Origin of the sequence: Pseudarthrobacter sp. efr-133-R2A-89 (assembly GCF_030209315.1) — a bacterium.
Lineage (GTDB): Bacteria > Actinomycetota > Actinomycetes > Actinomycetales > Micrococcaceae > Arthrobacter.
Map to the genome: position 1 here is coordinate 42896 of NZ_JARVSE010000003.1, position 17116 is coordinate 60011.

16 protein-coding genes are annotated in these 17116 nt (G+C 68.2%); 12 read left to right on the forward strand and 4 right to left on the reverse strand.

Annotated elements, in window-relative coordinates; genetic code table 11:
• The first annotated feature begins 75 nt into the window (after positions 1-75).
• From ssd to QRM95_RS06430, 7 genes are all read left to right on the forward strand, one after another.
• On the forward strand, positions 76-1275 hold the full coding sequence (gene ssd / locus QRM95_RS06400; RefSeq protein ID WP_502934937.1) for a septum site-determining protein Ssd: 1200 nt from the start codon (positions 76-78) through the stop codon (positions 1273-1275).
• A complete protein-coding gene (locus tag QRM95_RS06405; RefSeq protein ID WP_285246975.1) occupies positions 1272-2576 on the forward strand; it encodes a TadA family conjugal transfer-associated ATPase in 1305 nt (434 codons plus the stop codon). The genes ssd and QRM95_RS06405 overlap by 4 nt, the downstream gene beginning before the upstream one ends.
• Complete coding sequence (locus QRM95_RS06410) at positions 2573-3370, forward strand: type II secretion system F family protein (RefSeq protein WP_285246976.1); 798 nt, start codon at positions 2573-2575, stop codon at positions 3368-3370. The genes QRM95_RS06405 and QRM95_RS06410 overlap by 4 nt, the downstream gene beginning before the upstream one ends.
• Positions 3367-3975 carry a type II secretion system F family protein gene (locus tag QRM95_RS06415; RefSeq protein ID WP_285246977.1) on the forward strand — a complete coding sequence of 203 codons (609 nt, stop codon included), beginning with the start codon at positions 3367-3369 and terminating at the stop codon, positions 3973-3975. The genes QRM95_RS06410 and QRM95_RS06415 overlap by 4 nt, the downstream gene beginning before the upstream one ends.
• 163 nt (positions 3976-4138) lie before the next feature.
• Entirely contained in the window at positions 4139-4519 is a 381-nt protein-coding gene (locus QRM95_RS06420) for a DUF4244 domain-containing protein (protein WP_285246978.1), read from the forward strand.
• Positions 4516-5034, forward strand: a complete 519-nt coding sequence (locus QRM95_RS06425) for a TadE family type IV pilus minor pilin (protein ID WP_461840174.1) — start codon at positions 4516-4518, stop codon at positions 5032-5034. The genes QRM95_RS06420 and QRM95_RS06425 overlap by 4 nt, the downstream gene beginning before the upstream one ends.
• Before the next feature lie 107 nt (positions 5035-5141).
• Positions 5142-5495 (forward strand): Rv3654c family TadE-like protein, encoded by a 354-nt coding sequence (locus tag QRM95_RS06430; RefSeq protein WP_285246979.1) that lies wholly within the window; start codon positions 5142-5144, stop codon positions 5493-5495.
• A 104-nt stretch (positions 5496-5599) separates the two neighbouring features.
• Here QRM95_RS06430 and QRM95_RS06435 read toward each other — a convergent pair whose 3' ends face one another.
• On the reverse strand, positions 5600-7975 hold the full coding sequence (locus tag QRM95_RS06435; RefSeq protein WP_285246980.1) for a DEAD/DEAH box helicase: 2376 nt from the start codon (positions 7973-7975) through the stop codon (positions 5600-5602).
• A gap of 73 nt (positions 7976-8048) precedes the next feature.
• A complete protein-coding gene (locus QRM95_RS06440) occupies positions 8049-8741 on the reverse strand; it encodes a GNAT family N-acetyltransferase (protein WP_285246981.1) in 693 nt (230 codons plus the stop codon).
• Between the two features lie 126 nt (positions 8742-8867).
• On the opposite strand from QRM95_RS06440, the gene trhO reads away from it, so the two are divergent.
• Complete coding sequence (trhO, locus tag QRM95_RS06445) at positions 8868-9764, forward strand: oxygen-dependent tRNA uridine(34) hydroxylase TrhO (RefSeq protein ID WP_285246982.1); 897 nt, start codon at positions 8868-8870, stop codon at positions 9762-9764.
• A gap of 9 nt (positions 9765-9773) precedes the next feature.
• Here trhO and QRM95_RS06450 read toward each other — a convergent pair whose 3' ends face one another.
• Both QRM95_RS06450 and QRM95_RS06455 read right to left on the reverse strand, forming a co-directional pair.
• Positions 9774-10337 carry a DUF6023 family protein gene (locus QRM95_RS06450; RefSeq protein WP_285246983.1) on the reverse strand — a complete coding sequence of 188 codons (564 nt, stop codon included), beginning with the start codon at positions 10335-10337 and terminating at the stop codon, positions 9774-9776.
• A gap of 51 nt (positions 10338-10388) precedes the next feature.
• Positions 10389-10859: a DUF6023 family protein gene (locus QRM95_RS06455; RefSeq protein ID WP_285246984.1), complete on the reverse strand. Its 471-nt coding sequence runs from the start codon at positions 10857-10859 to the stop codon at positions 10389-10391.
• 43 nt (positions 10860-10902) lie between these two features.
• Here QRM95_RS06455 and QRM95_RS06460 point away from each other — a divergent pair, with 43 nt between their 5' ends.
• From QRM95_RS06460 to QRM95_RS06475, 4 genes are all read left to right on the forward strand, one after another.
• Positions 10903-12540, forward strand: a complete 1638-nt coding sequence (locus QRM95_RS06460) for a DUF7059 domain-containing protein (RefSeq protein ID WP_285246985.1) — start codon at positions 10903-10905, stop codon at positions 12538-12540.
• A gap of 123 nt (positions 12541-12663) precedes the next feature.
• Positions 12664-15390, forward strand: coding sequence for a type I DNA topoisomerase (gene topA, locus QRM95_RS06465; RefSeq protein ID WP_285246986.1), 2727 nt, complete (start codon positions 12664-12666; stop codon positions 15388-15390).
• Between the two features lie 136 nt (positions 15391-15526).
• Complete coding sequence (locus QRM95_RS06470) at positions 15527-15946, forward strand: SseB family protein (RefSeq protein ID WP_018761826.1); 420 nt, start codon at positions 15527-15529, stop codon at positions 15944-15946.
• Between the two features lie 7 nt (positions 15947-15953).
• On the forward strand, positions 15954-16943 hold the full coding sequence (locus QRM95_RS06475) for a Ppx/GppA phosphatase family protein (protein WP_285246987.1): 990 nt from the start codon (positions 15954-15956) through the stop codon (positions 16941-16943).
• Positions 16944-17116: the final 173 nt, after the last annotated feature.

Below are 17116 nucleotides of genomic sequence, written 5' to 3' on the forward strand. Positions count from 1 at the left end.
TGCCCGGAGGCATGTTGTCCACATATAGGATTTCCTGCCTACTCCGATGGCCGGGATATTAGACAGAGTGGCTCCATGAGCAGGCACCAGCTGAACGCACCCCGGTCCGGTCCGGAACATTCCGGGGCACCCTCGCGGCGGCCGCCGGGCGGGGCGCCGGGAGCGGCTGTTGTGTCGGCCGATGGGCCGGACGTTCGAGGCGCGGCCTGGCTGCCGGACGGGTCCGGAGAAGTATTGCTGGTCACCTCCTCCGGGGTGCTGCGTTCCGAGGTGGAGCGCATTGTGGCGGCTGCGGGGGCGCACCTGCGTGTTGTCCCCGATGCCGTCGAAGCCGGGCGGCACTGGGATGCCGCGGCAGCGGTCCTCGTGGGCAGCGATGTGCGCGAACTGCCACCGCGCCGGCGCACGCCGGCGGTCATGGTTGGCCTGGACGGTGAAGGGGACAGCCTCTGGCACCTCGCCGCCGCCTTGGGGGCGGAACGCGTTGCCGTGCTGCCGGACGCCGCGGCCTGGCTGGCAGACCACCTCAGCCGGTCCCGCTCGCCAGGTCCGGGTGGGGTGGTCCTGGGCATCACGGGCGGGTGCGGCGGTGCAGGGGCCACCACGGCCGCCATCTGGATTGCCCAGGCAGCCGCCCGGCTGGGTGTGCACGTCCTGATGGTTGACGGCGATCCCTGGGGCGGTGGACTTGAACTTGCGCTCGCCGCGGAGGATATCCCTGGCCTCCGGTGGCCGGACCTCGCCGAGGCCAGGGGCAGCATTGACCCCGTGCAGCTGGTGGATTCCCTGCCTGCGGCGGGAGGCTTGTCCTTCCTCTCGTGGCCTGCCACCCGGGAGCAACCGCTGCCGGTCCCCGCCGCTGCCATGGCCGGGGTCCTCGACGCCGCCCGCCGTGGCTACGAACTGGTGGTGGTCGATGTGGGGCGGGGTGCAGGGCCGCTGAACACGGTGGCGTGGGACTGCGACCGGATCATGGTGGTGGTCCCGGCCCAGCTCAAGGCGGCGGTGGCAACCGTTCGCCTGCTCCAGGAGCTTCCCCCGGTCGAGGCCGCACTGCTGGTCCGCGGGCGTCCCGGCGCCGCGTTGGACACTTCGCTGATCTCCGACGCCGTCGGGCTGCCGGTGCAAGGCAGGATCCCCGAACTGCGCGCCGTACCAGGTGCCGCGGAGGCGGGCCGCCTGCTGGACTTGGGGAAGCGGCGGAACATACGGCGCTTCGCCGCCGCGGCCCTCGAGTGGCTCGGCGATGACCTGTACGCGGGGGATGCGGCATGATGCGTCCGCAGGGAACTCCCGGGTTCGCCAGGCGGGATGCGGGCAGCGGGGCGGCGCCGGGAAACGCGGGCGCCCGGCGGAACGCCCGGATCCTGGAAACCAACCAGGCAGGCCGCTCCGGGCGGTCGGGGAATGCAGCAGGGACCGGAAGGGCAGTGGACGCCGGCCTGCTGGAGTCCGTCCGCGAGTCGATGATGGCCGAGGCAGGGGCCGTGACGCCCTCACGGGTTGCCGCGGCGGTCCAGGCCACCGGCAAGCTGCTGGGTACCGCCGGTTCGCTGGCCGCGGTCGAGCGGATCAGCGCTGAACTCAACGGCTTGGGACCGCTTCAGGAACTCACCCGGGATCCGGCCGTCACGGACATCTTCGTGAACGCGCCGGGCTCTGTCTGGGTGGACAGGGGACACGGCATCGAGCGGGTTTCCGTCCGGTTCGACGATGAGGCCCAAGTGCGGGCACTGGCCGGCAGGCTTGTGGCTGCAGGTGGCCGGCGCCTGGATGACGGCTCACCGTGCGTCGATGTAAGGCTCGCCGGCGGCTACCGTGTCCACGCCGTGTTGCCGCCGGTTTCCACGTCCGGGACGCTGCTGAGCATCCGGATCCGCCGGGAGCGGGTATTCACCATGGCGGAACTCCGGGCCGCCGGGATGTTCGGCCCGAGGGTGCAGGCAGTGCTGGAAGCCGTGGTGGCCAGGAGGTTGAGCTTCCTGGTCAGCGGGGCCACCGGTTCCGGCAAGACCACGCTGCTGTCCACCTTGTTGGGATTGTGTGCGCCGGACGAACGCCTCGTCCTGATCGAGGATGCGTCCGAGCTGAACCCGGTCCACCCGCATGTGGTGGCCCTTGAATCGCGTCCTGGAAACCTTGAAGGCGGGGGAGCCGTGGACCTGGGGGAACTCGTCAGGCAGGCCCTGCGCATGCGCCCGGACCGCCTGGTGGTGGGCGAGTGCCGGGGGCCCGAAGTGCGCGAGCTCCTCACCGCGATGAACACCGGCCACAGCGGTGGCGGCGGAACCATCCACGCCAACACCGCAACGGCGGTCCCGGCCAGGCTCACAGCGCTCGGGGCCCTCGCCGGATTGGGGCCGGAGGCGGTACGGCTCCAGGCGGCCAGCGCGCTGGACGTGGTCATCCACCTCGGCCGGACGCCCCGGGGCAGGGAAGTCCTTTGCGTGGGACTCCTCGGCGACGGTCCCGAGGGCCTTGGCGTGGTGCCGGCCGTCGAGGAATCCGGAAAGCCGGGCCCGGGCTGGCCTGCGCTGGCAGCCCGGTTGGGGCTGGATTCCGGGGAAGCCCCGTGACGCTCTTCCTGGCGGCGCTCCTTTGCACCGCCGTGCTGCTCCTCAAACCGCCGCTGCGTGCGCCGGCGAGATTGCGCGCCGTGGCGCGGAACTCCCCGGGAGCGCAACGAACCCCCACGCGCAGGATGCTGCCGTGGTCCCGGCGCTCCGGCCGCGACTCGGCCGGTAAACGCGGAATGGGCCTGACCCTGATGGTGCAGCAGTTGGCGGCGCTGCTCAGGGGCGGACGGACGCCCGCACGGCTCTGGGATGAACTGTGGGCCGTGTACGGCGTCCCCGGCGGCCAAGAGCAGCGGCTCCCGGATGCCGCACGCCCCGAGCGCCCCGTACTGGCGAGCGGGTCAACCACAGTCCTCGCATCAGCCCGTGCAGCCGCGGCTACCGGAGCTCCCGTGTCCGAGGCCATCCGTCGGGTGCTTCCCACGGCATTCCCGGGCCGGGACCGTGAAGCCGCAACTTGGTCTGAGCTGGCGGCCTGTCTCGATATCGCTGAAGCCAGTGGATGCCCGCTCGCTGACGTGCTGACCAGGTTTGCGGCCCAGCTGGAGGCCGGGGAAGACGCCGACGCCGCCAGGCAGACGGCCCTTGCAGGGCCTAAAGCCACGGTCCGCCTGTTGACCTGGCTTCCGTTGATGGGACTCGGACTGGGCGCAGCCCTGGGGGTTGACCCGTTAGCCACGCTGCTGGGCACCCCCCTTGGACTGGCAGCGCTGGTAGGCGGCATAGTCCTCACCATGGCCGGCCGGGTGTGGTCCGCCCGGCTCGTTTCGGCCGCTGCGGAGTCAGGGCCATGACGCCGGAATGGGGTCAGGGGCCGGCGCTGTTCCTGCTCCTCGCCATGGCTGCCTGGTTGTCCTGTTCAGGCCGCAGCCGGTCACGCCGACGCCTGCGGCGCCTGAACCTGGACGCCCCGCGGGAGAACCACCACCAGGCACCTGCGGGGACCGAAAAGGGCCGTGCTGGGGGCATCAGGGACACAGCCATGATGCTCGAACTCGTGGCGGCGATGCTGGACGCCGGGGCCGGAATCGGGCGGTCGCTGGAACTGGTGGCCGCCTCGGCAGCCCCGCACTACCGGGACTCCCTGCGTCCAGTGGTCTCCGCCCTGGCCATCGGCGCCGACTGGGAGACGGCGTGGCGAAGCTCAGCCGTACGGCTTCCGGAGGTCCTGGAGCTCCGGGACGCCCTCGGGTTTGCCGCGCTGACTGGTGCACCGTCATCCGCGATCCTGTATGCGCAGGCTGCAAGGCTTCGGCGCGAGAGATTCCGTGCCGCAGAAAAACGCGCCGCCTCGCTTGGCGTGAAGCTGGTGGTCCCGCTGGGCCTTTGCTCGCTCCCTGCCTTCATCTGCCTGGGCGTCGTCCCGGTGCTGCTCGCCCTGGTTCCGTCCGGCTCCTAGACCGCCCGCCCGGGCACCCCGGCGCCTCGGTCCTTTCCTCCACAAGGGGGCGGCGGCCCGGCTTTTCCACTTAGCCCACCCCATCCCTTACCGGCCGCACCGCCGGCGGGAAGAGTCGAGACAGCCGGGGAAACATCCCGGCAGACCCATGAAAGGAAAACACATGTCCATCAACCACCACGGCTGCTCCGCCGGAACATCCGCGCTCGCCCACTCCGCCACTGCCGGCACCTCACCTGGCGGACAAGGGTTCGCCACCGGCGGCGCCGGGCAGGTTTCCGCGCCAACCGGTTCTGCCAGGCATGGGGCAGCGGCCGCAGACGGCAATGTCGTTGAGCTTTATCCGGGATCGGACCCATTCCGGCATGGGAACCGGCGCAGGGCCCGGCTGCTGGGCTCTGAGGCAGGCATGGCCACGGCGGAATATGCCATCGCCACCCTGGCCGCCGTCGGCTTCGCAGGGCTGCTCGTGTTCATCCTTCGCAGTGATGAAGTCCGTGGCTTCCTGCTGAACCTGATCCGGACCGCGCTGGCGTTGCCGTGACCGGCCCCCATGCGCCGGGCACTGCCGATTCACCCGACACGCCCCATGCGCCGGGCAGCACCAGTTCGCCTGCCAAACCCCGTGCTCCGGGCGCTGCCGATGTGACGCCCAGGCGGATTGCCAGGGGCGCGGTCACAGCAGAGTTCGCAGTGGCGCTGCCGGCGGTACTGGCGCTGCTTGCCATGCTGCTGGCCGGAGCCGCCGCAGGTATGACGCAACTGCGGATCGAAGAAGGAGCCCGCGCCGGGGCGCGGGCCCTGGCTCGGGGCGAAGACCCCGGCGCCGTGGAACGGACAGTCAGGACCCTTGCCGGCGAAACGGCGGCCGCGTCCATTGCGGCCGACGGCGAATGGTTCAGCATCACCGTCACCGACCATGTGTCCGGACCGCTGGGCGCATCGATTCCGTGGACCCTCACTGCACGTGCATCGACGCGGAGTGAGTCGCCGGGAACCGGCGGTGCAGACGGGACCCGCAACGGCAGCGGCCTGACCGATGGAAAGGGAAACCGGTGACGGCGATGGAAAAGCGCCTCCCAGCAAAGGCCCGGGCGTGCCGCCCGGCCTCACGGTACTGCCGCCCAGTTGACAGGCTGGGGCGTGTTGGTAGTTCGTCCAGCTGGTTGGGTGCGCACAATGGCCGGGACCGCGGCTCCGGAACGCTCATGGCGGCCGGGCTGGCGCTGGTGGTCATGACAGCCATGGCCGTCATGCTCTTGCTCGCCCAGTCGGCCGTGCTGGCCAGCCGGGCGGCCGCAGCCGCGGACTTGGCAGCCCTCGCAGCGGCCGACGCCCTCCGCGGCATCACAACAGGGGAGCCCTGCATGGTTGCGTCGGAGGTGTCGGCCCGCCATGCCGCCACAGTGATCAGTTGCGTGGAAGGGGCCGGACAGACCGTTGACGTGCGGACCGAGCTCAACGAACGGTCGCTCCTGGGCGCCGCCACGGGACATGCACGGGCAGGGCCCCCTCCGTAGCGGCTGCCGTGTGGCGGCGCACGGGACTGTCCATGCCTCCCTGCACGTCCGTCAGTCCCGCACGTCCTTTAGTCCGGCATGCCCTTTAGTCCCGCACGTCCCGCTCAGCTCCCGACGTCCAGCACCTCCCGGCTGGCTTCCGAAGCGTCCTTGAGCAGGACGTCCAGCAGGGTTACGGCCGCGGCCTTGTCCAACGGGTTGTTCTTATTGCCGCACTTGGGCGACTGGACGCAGGACGGGCAGCCGGTGTCACACTCACAGGCCTTGATGGCGTCCCGCGTTGCCGCCAGCCACACCATGGCCTTGTCGAAGCCCCGTTCGGCGAACCCGGCGCCCCCGGGGTGCCCGTCATACACAAAGATGGTGGGCACCCCGGTATCGGCGTGCAGTGCGGTTGAGACCCCGCCGATATCCCACCGGTCGCTGGAAGCCACCAAGGGAAGAAGACCAATTGCCGCGTGTTCGGCAGCGTGCAGGGCACCCGGGAACTGGTCCTCGATCAGTCCCGCCGCCGTCAGGGAACGGTTCTCCACCACGAACCACACAGCTTTGGTGAACAGGTCGCGGGCGCCCAGCTTCAACGGTTCCTCGCCCAGCACCTCATTGGAAATCAGTGCCTTGCGCTGGAATGACACAACCTGGGTGGTGACCTTCACGTCGCCGAAGTGCACCGTCACGTCACCCCACTGCATGGTTCGCTGGGTCTCCAGCACCTCGATCTGGGTCACGTCCCGTGCGGTCGTGTAATAGTCCGGGTTGGCGCGCCGCACCATGACGCAGTGATCGTCCTCGTTGAGGTCCTCCACCACATAGGTATCGCCCTGGTGGACGTACACCGCCCCGGTGTGCGCCTGGTAGTGGGTCTGCGGCGAGTCCATGGTCCCCAGGAGCGAACCGGTCTCGGCGTCCACGATGCTGACTGGTCCCCCTCCGTCCGCCCGGAGGTTGACCATGGCGGCGGCACTCTGCGAATGGGTCCAGAACCAGCCGGCAGGCCGGCGCCGGAGGTAGCCCTGTGCCACCAGCCGGTCCAGGAGCATCTTTGCGGTATCGCCGAAGAGATCGAGCTCCGCCGGTCCCAGCGGAAGTTCAGCGGCCGCGGCGCACAGATGGGGCCCCAGGACGTAGGGATTTGAAGGGTCAAAGACTGTTGCTTCCACCGAAACATCGAAAATGGCCTCGGGATGGTTCACCAGGTAGGTGTCCAGGGGGTCGTCGCTTGCCACGAAGGCCGCAATCGCATCCTGGCCGGCGCGGCCCGCCCTGCCGATCTGCTGGAACAGCGAGGCCCGCGTTCCAGGCCACCCGGCCACCAGGACCGCATCAAGGCCGGAAATGTCGATCCCCAGTTCCAGGGCCGACGTACTGGAAACACCCAGCAACTGGCCGGAACGCAACGCCTTCTCTACCGCCCGGCGTTCCTCCGGCAGGTAGCCCGAACGGTACGCGGCCACGCGTTGCGGCAGGCTCGGATCCACTTCGTCGAGAAGCCGTTTGGTAACGGCGGAGATGGTTTCCGCGCCACGTCGTGACTTGATGAATGCGATGGTGCGGATCTGCGCGGACACCAGGTTGGCCAGCAAGTCAGAGGTCTCCGCCACGGCCGTCCGTCGTTCCTTGGCGCCGTTCTCGCCGCGGACGTCCGTCAGCGCCGGCTCCCAGAGGGCCACCGTCGTGGCACCGTGGGGCGAGCAGTCGCGGGACACCGCAGTGACGGGGGCGCCAATGAGGCGCGCGAAGGAGACGTCAGGCTCCGACGCCGTGGCCGACGCCGCAATGAACACCGGCTCCGGGTACGACGATCCTGCCCCGTAGTAGGCGCAGATCCGGCGCAGCCGCCGCATCAGGTTCGCCACGTGGGAGCCGAACACGCCACGGTAACTGTGCGCCTCATCGACGATGACATAGCGCAGCCGGCGGAAGAACGACGCCCACCAGGCGTGGTTGGGGAGGATGCCGAAGTGCAGCATGTCGGGGTTGGCAAGGATGAAGTTCGCGTGGTCCCGGATCCAGCGGCGGGCAGCGGGATCCGTATCACCGTCGTAGGTTTCCGCCCGGACCGTGGGCAGTTTCAAAGCACGGATGGCGTTCAACTGGTCCGCCGCCAGGGCCTTGGTGGGGGAGAGGTACAGCGTCACGGCGCCGTCGTCGTGGATCTTCCCCGGGTCCGCCAGCACACGCAACTCCGACCGGTGGATCGCGTCCAGCGCCGGCAACTGGTACGCCAGCGATTTCCCCGACGCGGTTCCGGTGGCCACCACCACGTGCTTCCCCGCATGGGCGGCGTTGGCGGCTTCCACCTGGTGGCGGTACGGCTCCCGGATGCCGAGCGAGCCGTACGCCTCAACGAGGTCCTGGTGCATCCATTCAGGCCAGGGCTCGTGGACCGCCTCCCGCGCGGGGATGGTGCGGACATGACGGAGCTGTTCCGGTTCCGGGCCGCGGCCCAGGAGGGGAATCAGGGAGTCATGGGGGGTCACCCCACCATTGTTTCACCCGGCACCAAGCCGGAGGGCAGCGGTTCGCCAAACGCACAACCGGGCAGCGGCACCCTCAGCTGAGCGAAAGATCCGCTCCGTCATGGGACGCCGAGAGCATCAGGACGCGGGCCACCGTGGTCCAGCCCAGGTGTGAGTACAGTTTCTGCCCGTCAGTGGACGCCAGCAGGAGTCCTGTCCGCACGTCGTGGCCGAAGGCCTGGGCCGCCAAGGCCCGCATGATGAGGCTTCCCAGGCCCCTGCGCTGGAATGCGGGTTCGGTGATGATCTTGTCGAACACCGCGGTATCGCCAACCACGAACACCCTTCCGCTGGCCGCGATCTCGTCCCCGGATCGGACCTCTGCGTAGTGCACGCCATCCCGCTCGAACGTGGACAGGCTCAGGTCGTCGTCGGAAAGCCACGGATCCTCAGCGTCCTGGGTCTCCATGTCCACGATCATCATCGTCTGGGAATCGGAGGTGACGTTCAGCCCGTGCTTGGCCGCCAGGCCACTGAACCTGGCGGGATCGTGGGTGAGGATGGTCAGCACCCGGGCGGGCGCTTCGGCAGTGGTGGCGGCCAGGGCCGCGAACTCGTCAGGGGTGGGTTCGGACGCAAAAACTTCCCAGTCACCGCTGGTGTCAGCCCGGAATACGGCAGGGAACCGGCCATGCGTCGAGGTCCGGTAGCCGCGACATCCGGCCCAGCCCGCAACCCACACCTGAAACAGGCCAGTGATGTCTTCAACCAGGGTTTCCTGACTCATGGCATGAAGACTATTCCAGCCGGATCGCCAGCAACAGGGGGTGGCCAAGTGCTTATGGAATTGTGATACGCGTCTGCTCCCGGGCCGGCGATAACCGTGCACCCGGCCGGCGGTACCCTTAAATACGTGGCTTTGAACCGAATTGTGCTTTTTTACGGCTTTACCCCCATCGCGGATCCGGACGCCGTGCGGCTTTGGCAGCGCGCCCTGTGCGAGAAGCTCGGCCTGACCGGCCGCATCCTCATCTCCAAGGACGGAATCAACGCCACGGTGGGCGGGCAAATCGGCGCGGTCAAGCAGTACGTCAAGACCACCCGCGAGTATCCGGGGTTCCGGGGCATCGACGTGAAATGGTCCGACGGCGGCGCAGAGGACTTCCCGAAGCTCAGCGTCAAGGTGAGGGACGAGATCGTCTCCTTCGGTGCTCCCGGAGAACTGACTGTCGACGCCAATGGAGTAGTGGGCGGAGGCAAGCACCTCAAGCCGGAGGAACTGCACGAACTGGTGGACGCCAAGAAGCAGGGCGGCGAGGACGTGGTGTTCTTCGACGGCCGGAATGCCTTCGAAGCCGAAATCGGCCGGTTCAAGGACGCCGTGGTCCCGGACGTCGCCACCACGCACGACTTCATCAAGGAACTCGACTCGGGCAAGTACGACGACCTCAAGGACAAGCCTGTGGTCACCTACTGCACCGGCGGCATCCGCTGCGAGGTCCTCTCCAGCCTGATGGTGAACCGCGGCTTCAAAGAGGTCTACCAGCTCGACGGCGGTATTGTCCGCTACGGCGAGGCATTCAAGGACCAAGGGCTCTGGGAAGGCTCACTCTACGTCTTCGACAAGCGCATGCACCTCGAGTTCAGCGAGGACGCCAAAACGATCGGCCAGTGTGCCCGCTGCTCCGCACCCACCAGCAAATTCGAGAACTGCTCCAACCCCAGCTGCCGGACCCTGACGCTGTACTGCGCCGGGTGCGCCTCCAGCCCGGAGACGCTCCGCTGCCCCGAGGGCTGCGCCGCTGCCTGAGCCCGCACGTCAAAGCCTGCGCAGCCGGAACGCATAGTTCGCCGCGCTGCCCGCTTCCAGCCGCACCGTCAGTACGCTCCGGGTGGAGAGATAGAAGACGTTCTCCCGGTTGATGCCGCACCGAAGGCCAAGATCCACCAGCGTCACGTCCTCGGTACTCACCGTGAACGTCACCCTGCGCTGGCTTCGGCAGGCCAGGGCCAGCGTGTAGGTCCCGGCCTCCAGGGCCGGTGATGCCACGGTCCGCACCTCCCCGGACCCCAACAACCCGGCATCGGCCTGGACCTCCGGTCCCGTACCCTCCGGAAGCGCCCGGGACACCCAATCACCGAGGTCGGCGCCGCTGACCGGGTCCTGTTGCAAAGGATCGCGGGTGAACGCCGGAACCGGGGCGATGGTGGCGCCGCCCTGGACGGCACCGGCCCGGCCGTCGTCGTACGTATATTCGCAGCCCGCCAGGGCACCTGCCGCAAGCACCAGTCCAAGGGCGACGGCGGCCGCGGGCTTCGGTGCCCGCGGCGCCCGTGCTGTCCTTCGGGGAAGGGGCGCGGAGAACCTCCGCACACTGGGCATAGTCCGACTGTATGCCCGCGACAGGCGCCGGGCCAGAGCCGGAACCCGGTGTTATTGCGCCGGGGCCAGCCGGTACGCGTAGAGCAGCGGGGCGTCCACGCTGGAGCTGCTGATTTGGACCCGGCCGCCGGCAGGCAGGTTGATCCTGGTGGTCTCGGCTCGGCCGTTGCAGGCCGCACCCGCTTCTGTGACAGCCTTGCCGTCCAGCGACACCGCGAAGAACGCCTTGCCGGTGCCGGCACACACCGCCGTAAGCGTGTAGCTGCCGGCAGGAACGGAAGCTGCTTCCTGCACAAGGTGGTCCCGGTTGAGGATCTTTCCCGAATCCTGGAGCACCACGTCCGCCGGGGACGTGGGCAGCGCCGTGGCCCGCCACTGCGGAACGTCCGCGGCCTCCACCGAGCCCGCAGGCGAGCACCCTGCGACGGTGAGTCCAAGGGCTGCGGCAACCAGTACCGCCGGCAGCGTACGGCGTACCGCGGCGGTGCGGGCGCGCGGAAGGAAGGACAGGCGGGAAGGCATGCTTCCACCGTACCCCGCTGCCGGGCCGGACTAAACTTGAGCGGTGCCTAGATCCCCGTACGAGTTCACCGCCGGCAACACTCCCGACGCACCCCGCAGCGACCTTCCCGGGCTGCTCGCGGCGCTCGCCGCTGACCTCCGCAGGATCGACTACACGCTCGACGGCGTCGCCCGGCTGCTGGGGCCCACGGCCTCCGCGGCGCTGAACCGGGACCAGGTCATTCCCGCCATGCTGGCAACCGCGCAGGCAGTGGAGCGCACCGCAGCGGCGGCGCCCCTTGCCGCCGTCGTCCGGCTGTGGCTCCTGGCCGAGCCGCAGGAACGGGAAACGCTCGACGCCGCGCTGCCGGGCATCGGAGTGGAAGGGCTCCTGGAATTGGGGCTGGTGCAGCCCGTCCCCGGCACGCCCCGCGTCACGGCCAAAGCCGACCTGCGCCCGTACGGCTGGGACGCCAACCCCGACGGCAGCGGCGGCGCTGAACTGTGGGTGGCCAGCGACCTCGCGGCCCACCAGCAGGCCGGAGTCCTGCGGCACGATCACGTGCTGGGCATCGGGCAGGCGTCCACCACGCTGGTGCAGACCACCATCCGGCAGCACACCGAACGCGCCCTGGACCTGGGCACGGGGTGCGGCATCCAGGCCTTCCACCTGCTGCACCACTGCCAGCACGTAACTGCCACCGACATCTCCGCACGCGCCCTGGCCTACGCCCGCTTCAACATCCTGCTCAACGCCGAGGCGCTCTCCGTGGACCCGGACCGGCTCGAGGACCGGGTGAGCCTGCGCCTGGGTTCGCTGCTGGAGCCGGTGGCCGGCGAGGAGTTCGGCCTGGTGGTGTCCAACCCGCCGTTCGTGATCACGCCGCGCAGCGCCGGCGAGGACGCGGCCGGCCAGTTCACCTACCGCGACGGCGGCCTGCCGGGCGATGAGATCGTCGCGTCCCTGGTGGCGGACCTGCCCGGCGTGCTGGCGCCGGGCGGCGTGGCCCAGATGCTGGGAAACTGGGAAATCCCCGCCGGCGCCAACTGGGATGAGCGGCCGAGGTCCTGGGTGCGGTCCGGCACCGATGCCTGGTTCATCCAACGGGAGCAGGTCAGCCCGGAACAATACGCGGAAACCTGGCTGCAGGACGCCTCCGAATCCCGGGACCGCACACACTACCGGGACGCCTACGCTGCATATCTCGCGGATTTCGAGTCCCGGAACGTCGCGGGGATCGGCTTCGGCATGGTTTGGCTGCGGCGCCCCGCTGCGGCCGTGCAGGGAGCCATCAGCCGCTACGAGGAAATCACGTACCCCATCGAGCAGCCCGTCGGACCCCACCTGGGCGCCGCCGTCGAACGCAACGACTGGCTGGCAGGGCACGATCTCGCCGGAACGCACCTGCTCGTGGCCGACGACGTCACGGAGGAGCGCCACCAGCGCCCCGGCGCCGAGCACCCCGGCGTGATCCTGCTCCGGCAAGGCGCGGGGTTGCGCCGCACCAACCTGATGAGCACCGAGCTGGCCGGGTTCGTCTCAGCGTGCGACGGCGACCTGGCCGCCGGGCAGATCGCCGCGGCACTGGAGGCCCTCCTGGGCGGAGAGGCCGGGTCATTCCAGCGCTCGCTGCTTGCCGACGTGGCCAACCTGGTGCGGGACGGGTTCCTCATTCCGGCCGCGTTTCCGGCCGCACAGTAAGCCCCCTTATGCTCCTGGCCGGGCCCCGTCTTTTCCACATGAATGCGCACGATTCCCCAAAATATGGTGAACTAGGCGAACATGGGCTCATCTGCCCCAGCAACCTTTTTCTGTAGGAGCACCGTGCCAAGCAAGGCCAAAACCGGCAAGAAACTCGTGATTGTGGAGTCTCCGGCCAAAAGCAAGACCATCGCCAAGTACCTCGGCGAGGGCTTCATCGTAGAGGCCTCCATTGGTCACATCCGCGACCTGCCGCAACCGTCCGAACTCCCGGCCGAGTTGAAGAAAACGTCGGTGGGCAAGTTCGCCGTCGACATCGACCACGACTTCAAGCCCTACTACGTGGTGTCTCCGGACAAGAAGAAAAAGGTGACCGAGCTCAAGGCTGCGCTCAAGGACGCCGACGAACTCTATCTCGCAACCGATGGGGACCGCGAAGGCGAAGCCATCGCGTGGCACCTGCTCGAAGTCCTCAAGCCCAAGGTCCCGGTCTACCGGATGACGTTCGGCGAAATCACCAAGGAAGCCATCCAGCGCGCCATGGGCAACCTGCGCGATGTTGACCAGGACCTGGTGGATGCCCAGGAAACCCGACGCGTGCTGGACCGCCTGTACGGCTACGAGATCTCCCCGGTGCTGTGGCGCAAGGTGGCCCGCGGCCTGTCCGCCGGCCGTGTGCAGTCCGTGGTCACGCGCATGGTGGTGGACCGCGAACGCGAACGGATGGCCTTCAAGGCCGCCTCCTACTGGGACCTGACCGGCCAGTTCGGCGCGGACTCCGGTTCGTTCAAGGCCAAGCTTGCCGCCGTTGACGGCGCCAAGGTGGCCAGCGGCCGCGACTTCAACGACAACGGCGAGCTCACCGCCAAGAACGTGGCCCACCTCAACGAGGAGCTTGCGACGTCCCTCGCCGCCGGGCTCCAGGATGCGGACTTCCGCGTCCGCTCGGTGGACACGAAGCCGTACACCCGGCGCCCGGCCGCGCCGTTCACCACCTCCACCCTCCAGCAGGAGGCCGGCCGCAAGCTGCGCTTCTCCTCCAAGAGCACCATGCAGGTGGCCCAGCGGCTCTACGAAAACGGCTACATCACCTATATGCGTACGGACTCGTCGGCGCTGAGTGACGAAGCCATCACCGCCGCGCGCCGGCAGGCCTCGGAGCTCTACGGGCCGGAATACATTCCGCAGTCACCGCGCGTCTACTCCAACAAGGCCGCCAACGCGCAGGAAGCGCACGAGGCCATCCGCCCGGCGGGAGATTCCTTCCGCACGCCGGCCCAGGTTGCCAAGCAGCTCTCCGGGGACGAGTTCCGCCTGTACGAGCTCATCTGGAAGCGCACCGTGGCGTCCCAGATGGGTGACGCCAAGGGCTCGACGGCGACCATCCGCCTTGGTGCCATTGCCGCCGACGGGCGGGACGCCGAGTTTTCCGCCTCCGGCACCGTCATCACCTTCCCCGGCTTTCTGGCCGCTTACGAGGAAGGCAAGGACGAGACCCGCGGCGATGACGAGTCCGACGAAGCACGCCGGCTCCCGAACGTGGCCAAGGACGACTCCCTCACTGCCGCGGACATCCTGGCGGTGGGCCACGAAACCTCGCCGCCGCCGCGCTACACGGAAGCGTCCCTGACCGCCGAACTGGAAAAGAAGGGCATTGGCCGCCCGTCGACGTACGCGTCCACGATCTCCACCATCCAGGACCGCGGCTACGTCCGGAAGCAGGGCTCCGCGCTGGTGCCCAGCTGGATCGCGTTCTCGGTGATCCGGTTGTTGGAGCAGCATTTCAGCGACTACGTGGACTACGAATTCACCGCCGACATGGAAGGCGACCTGGACAAGATCGCCAACGGCCAGGAGGCGGGAGCTTCGTGGCTCCGGCACTTCTACTTCGGCGAGGACTCCGACCCCGGCCTGTTGAGCATCGTGAACAACCTGGGCGAGATCGATGCACGTGAGATCAACTCCATCCCGATCACCGACGACATCACCTTGCGGGTGGGCAAATTCGGCCCGTACCTGGAAAGTTCGGCAGCCGTCGTCGATCCCAAGACGGGCGAGATCGTGGAGTCGGCCCGCGCCAACGTTCCCGAGGACCTGGCCCCGGACGAACTGACCGCGGCCAAAGCCATTGAGCTGATGGAGACTGCGGCGCCGGAGGAGCGCGTACTCGGTGCAGACCCGCACACGGGACACACTGTTGTGGCCAAGAACGGCCGCTACGGCGCCTACGTCACCGAGATCATCCCGGAAATGACCGACGAAGACCTGGCCAAGCAGCCGGTGGAGTACTACAAGAACGGCAAGCCCAAGCCGCCCAAGAAGCCGGTCAAGGCCAAGCCGCGCACGGGTTCGCTGTTCAAGTCCATGACCGTGGAGTCCGTGACGCTGGACGAGGCCCTGCAGCTCATGAGCCTGCCCCGCGCGCTGGGCGAGGACGCCGAAGGCAACCTCATTACGGTGCAGAACGGCCGGTTCGGTCCATACCTGAAGAAGGGCACGGATTCGCGCTCCATCGGATCCGAAGAGGAAATCTTCACCATTACCCTGGAGCAGGCGCTGGAGATCTATTCACAGCCCAAGCAGCGCGGAGCCCGTGCCGCCGTGCCGCCGCTGGCGGAGTTCGGTCCGGACCCGGTGTCGGAGAAGAACATCGTGGTGAAGGAGGGCCGTTTCGGTCCGTATATCACCGACGGCATCACCAACATCACGGTTCCGCGTGCCACCTCCCTGGAGGAACTCACCCGGGAACAGGCCGTGGAGCTGTTGGCCGAGAAGCGCGCCAAGGGCCCGGTCAAGCGGACGGCCACCCGCAAGGCACCCGCGAAGAAGAAGGCAACGGCCAAGAAGTAGTCCTGGGACCGCCGAAGTCGCCGGAGCGGTGCGGGCTCGCCGGAAAGAACCGGCGAGCCCGCATTTTTCCGGCGATTTCGGGTCATGGCAGCGACTCTGTTTGCGGTGCAGGGCACATCGTGATCGGGTAGACGGTATGACTGAACAGCCCGCGCACACGGATCTCCAGCCGCTCAACGACCTTGAGGAGAAGCTCGCCACCGGCGGGCAGGAAGACGCCAATCCCGTGGACGTCATCCTGTCCTTCCTGAACAGTGAGGTCTACATCATCAGCTCGGACACGGTGGAAGGCGTGGACTCCCAGGTTGAGCCGCTGGTCCTTGCCAACGCGGACGGCCGCCCCGTCCTCGCCGTCTTCTCACACCCCACCCGGGTGGACCAGCAGTACCTGGAAGCCGCACCCAACGTGCTGGGCACCCAGGGTGCGGCCATCATCGCCAACCTCGGCGACGAACTGGGCATGGTGATCAACCCCGGTGCCGCCTACGGCTTCGAGATCGATCCCGAAGGCGTGGCGAACATCCGGCGGGACTTCAAGCGCGCCGACGAGCAATAATGTCCCCATGCGTCTAGGCGTCCTCGACATCGGATCCAACACCGTCCACCTGCTCCTGGTGGACGCGCACCCCGGTGCGCAGCCGGTCCCGTTTGCGTCCCACAAGCGGCCGCTGTCCCTGGTCCAATACCTTGAACCGGACGGCAGCATCAGCGACGAGGGGCAGCATGAGCTGACCGAGTTCGTCCTGGAGGCCTGGGAGTTCGCCGCCCGGCACAAGGCCGAAGACCTGCTGGCATTCTGTACCTCGGCCATCCGGGAGGCCACCAACGGCCCCGCCGTGCTGGCCCGGGTCAAGCACGAGACCACGGTGACGCTCCAGGAACTCACCGGGAGCGAAGAAGCGTCCATGACGTTCTTCGCGGTGCGGCGGTGGCACGGGTGGGGCGCCGGCCCCATCCTGAACCTGGACATCGGTGGCGGATCCTTTGAAATGGCCTTCGGCCAGGACGAGCTTCCGGAGGTGGCCACCTCCGTGCCGCTTGGCGCCAGCAGGCTCACCCGCGACTGGTTCCCCGAGGACCCGCCGTCGGCCAAAAGCGTCAAGGAACTGCGGCGCTATATCAGGGCCACCCTCAAGCCTGCTGTCCGGGAATTCGACGGCCTCGGCCGGGCCAACGTGGTGGCAGGCACCTCAAAAACCTTCCGGTCCTTGGCCCGGATCGCCGGGGCCGCGCCCAGCGCTGAGGGCCCCTACGTCAAGCGCGAACTTCACGCCTCGGACCTGGGCATCTGGACCCAGCGGATCTCGGCCATGAGCTCCGAGGACAGGCTGCACCTCCCCGGTGTATCCGAAGCGCGGGCGCACCAGCTCCTTGCCGGCGCGCTGGTGGCCGAGGCCGCCCTGGAGATGTTCAAGTTCAAGAAGCTGCGCATCTGCCCCTGGGCCCTGCGCGAGGGGCTCATCCTGCGCCGCCTGGACCAGCTGGTCTTCGCCGGGCCGCTGGAACCGGCGCCCCATGTGGCCGCGTCGCGCCCGGTGGAACCTGCCGTCTAGCAACCAAACGTTCGGCCTGGCCGGGCCGCGCCTCCAGCTGAGCTTAAATGAGGAAGCACCGGGGCCGGCAACAGGAAAATGGGGGAAAACCTGTTGCCGAGCCACCGGTGCCTTGGCAGGCATCCCCATGCCTGCCGCATCACTCGCACCCTCAATGAGGTAATAACTACGTT

Coding starts and splice junctions, on each gene's coding strand:
- ssd (WP_502934937.1), top strand. CDS start 76: ATGAGCAGGCACCAGCTGAACGCACCCCGGTCCGGTCCGGAACATTCC.
- QRM95_RS06405 (WP_285246975.1), top strand. CDS start 1,272: ATGATGCGTCCGCAGGGAACTCCCGGGTTCGCCAGGCGGGATGCGGGC.
- QRM95_RS06415 (WP_285246977.1), top strand. CDS start 3,367: ATGACGCCGGAATGGGGTCAGGGGCCGGCGCTGTTCCTGCTCCTCGCC.
- QRM95_RS06420 (WP_285246978.1), top strand. CDS start 4,139: ATGTCCATCAACCACCACGGCTGCTCCGCCGGAACATCCGCGCTCGCC.
- QRM95_RS06440 (WP_285246981.1), bottom strand. CDS start 8,741: ATGAGTCAGGAAACCCTGGTTGAAGACATCACTGGCCTGTTTCAGGTG.
- QRM95_RS06450 (WP_285246983.1), bottom strand. CDS start 10,337: ATGCCCAGTGTGCGGAGGTTCTCCGCGCCCCTTCCCCGAAGGACAGCA.
- QRM95_RS06455 (WP_285246984.1), bottom strand. CDS start 10,859: ATGCCTTCCCGCCTGTCCTTCCTTCCGCGCGCCCGCACCGCCGCGGTA.
- QRM95_RS06470 (WP_018761826.1), top strand. CDS start 15,527: ATGACTGAACAGCCCGCGCACACGGATCTCCAGCCGCTCAACGACCTT.
- QRM95_RS06475 (WP_285246987.1), top strand. CDS start 15,954: ATGCGTCTAGGCGTCCTCGACATCGGATCCAACACCGTCCACCTGCTC.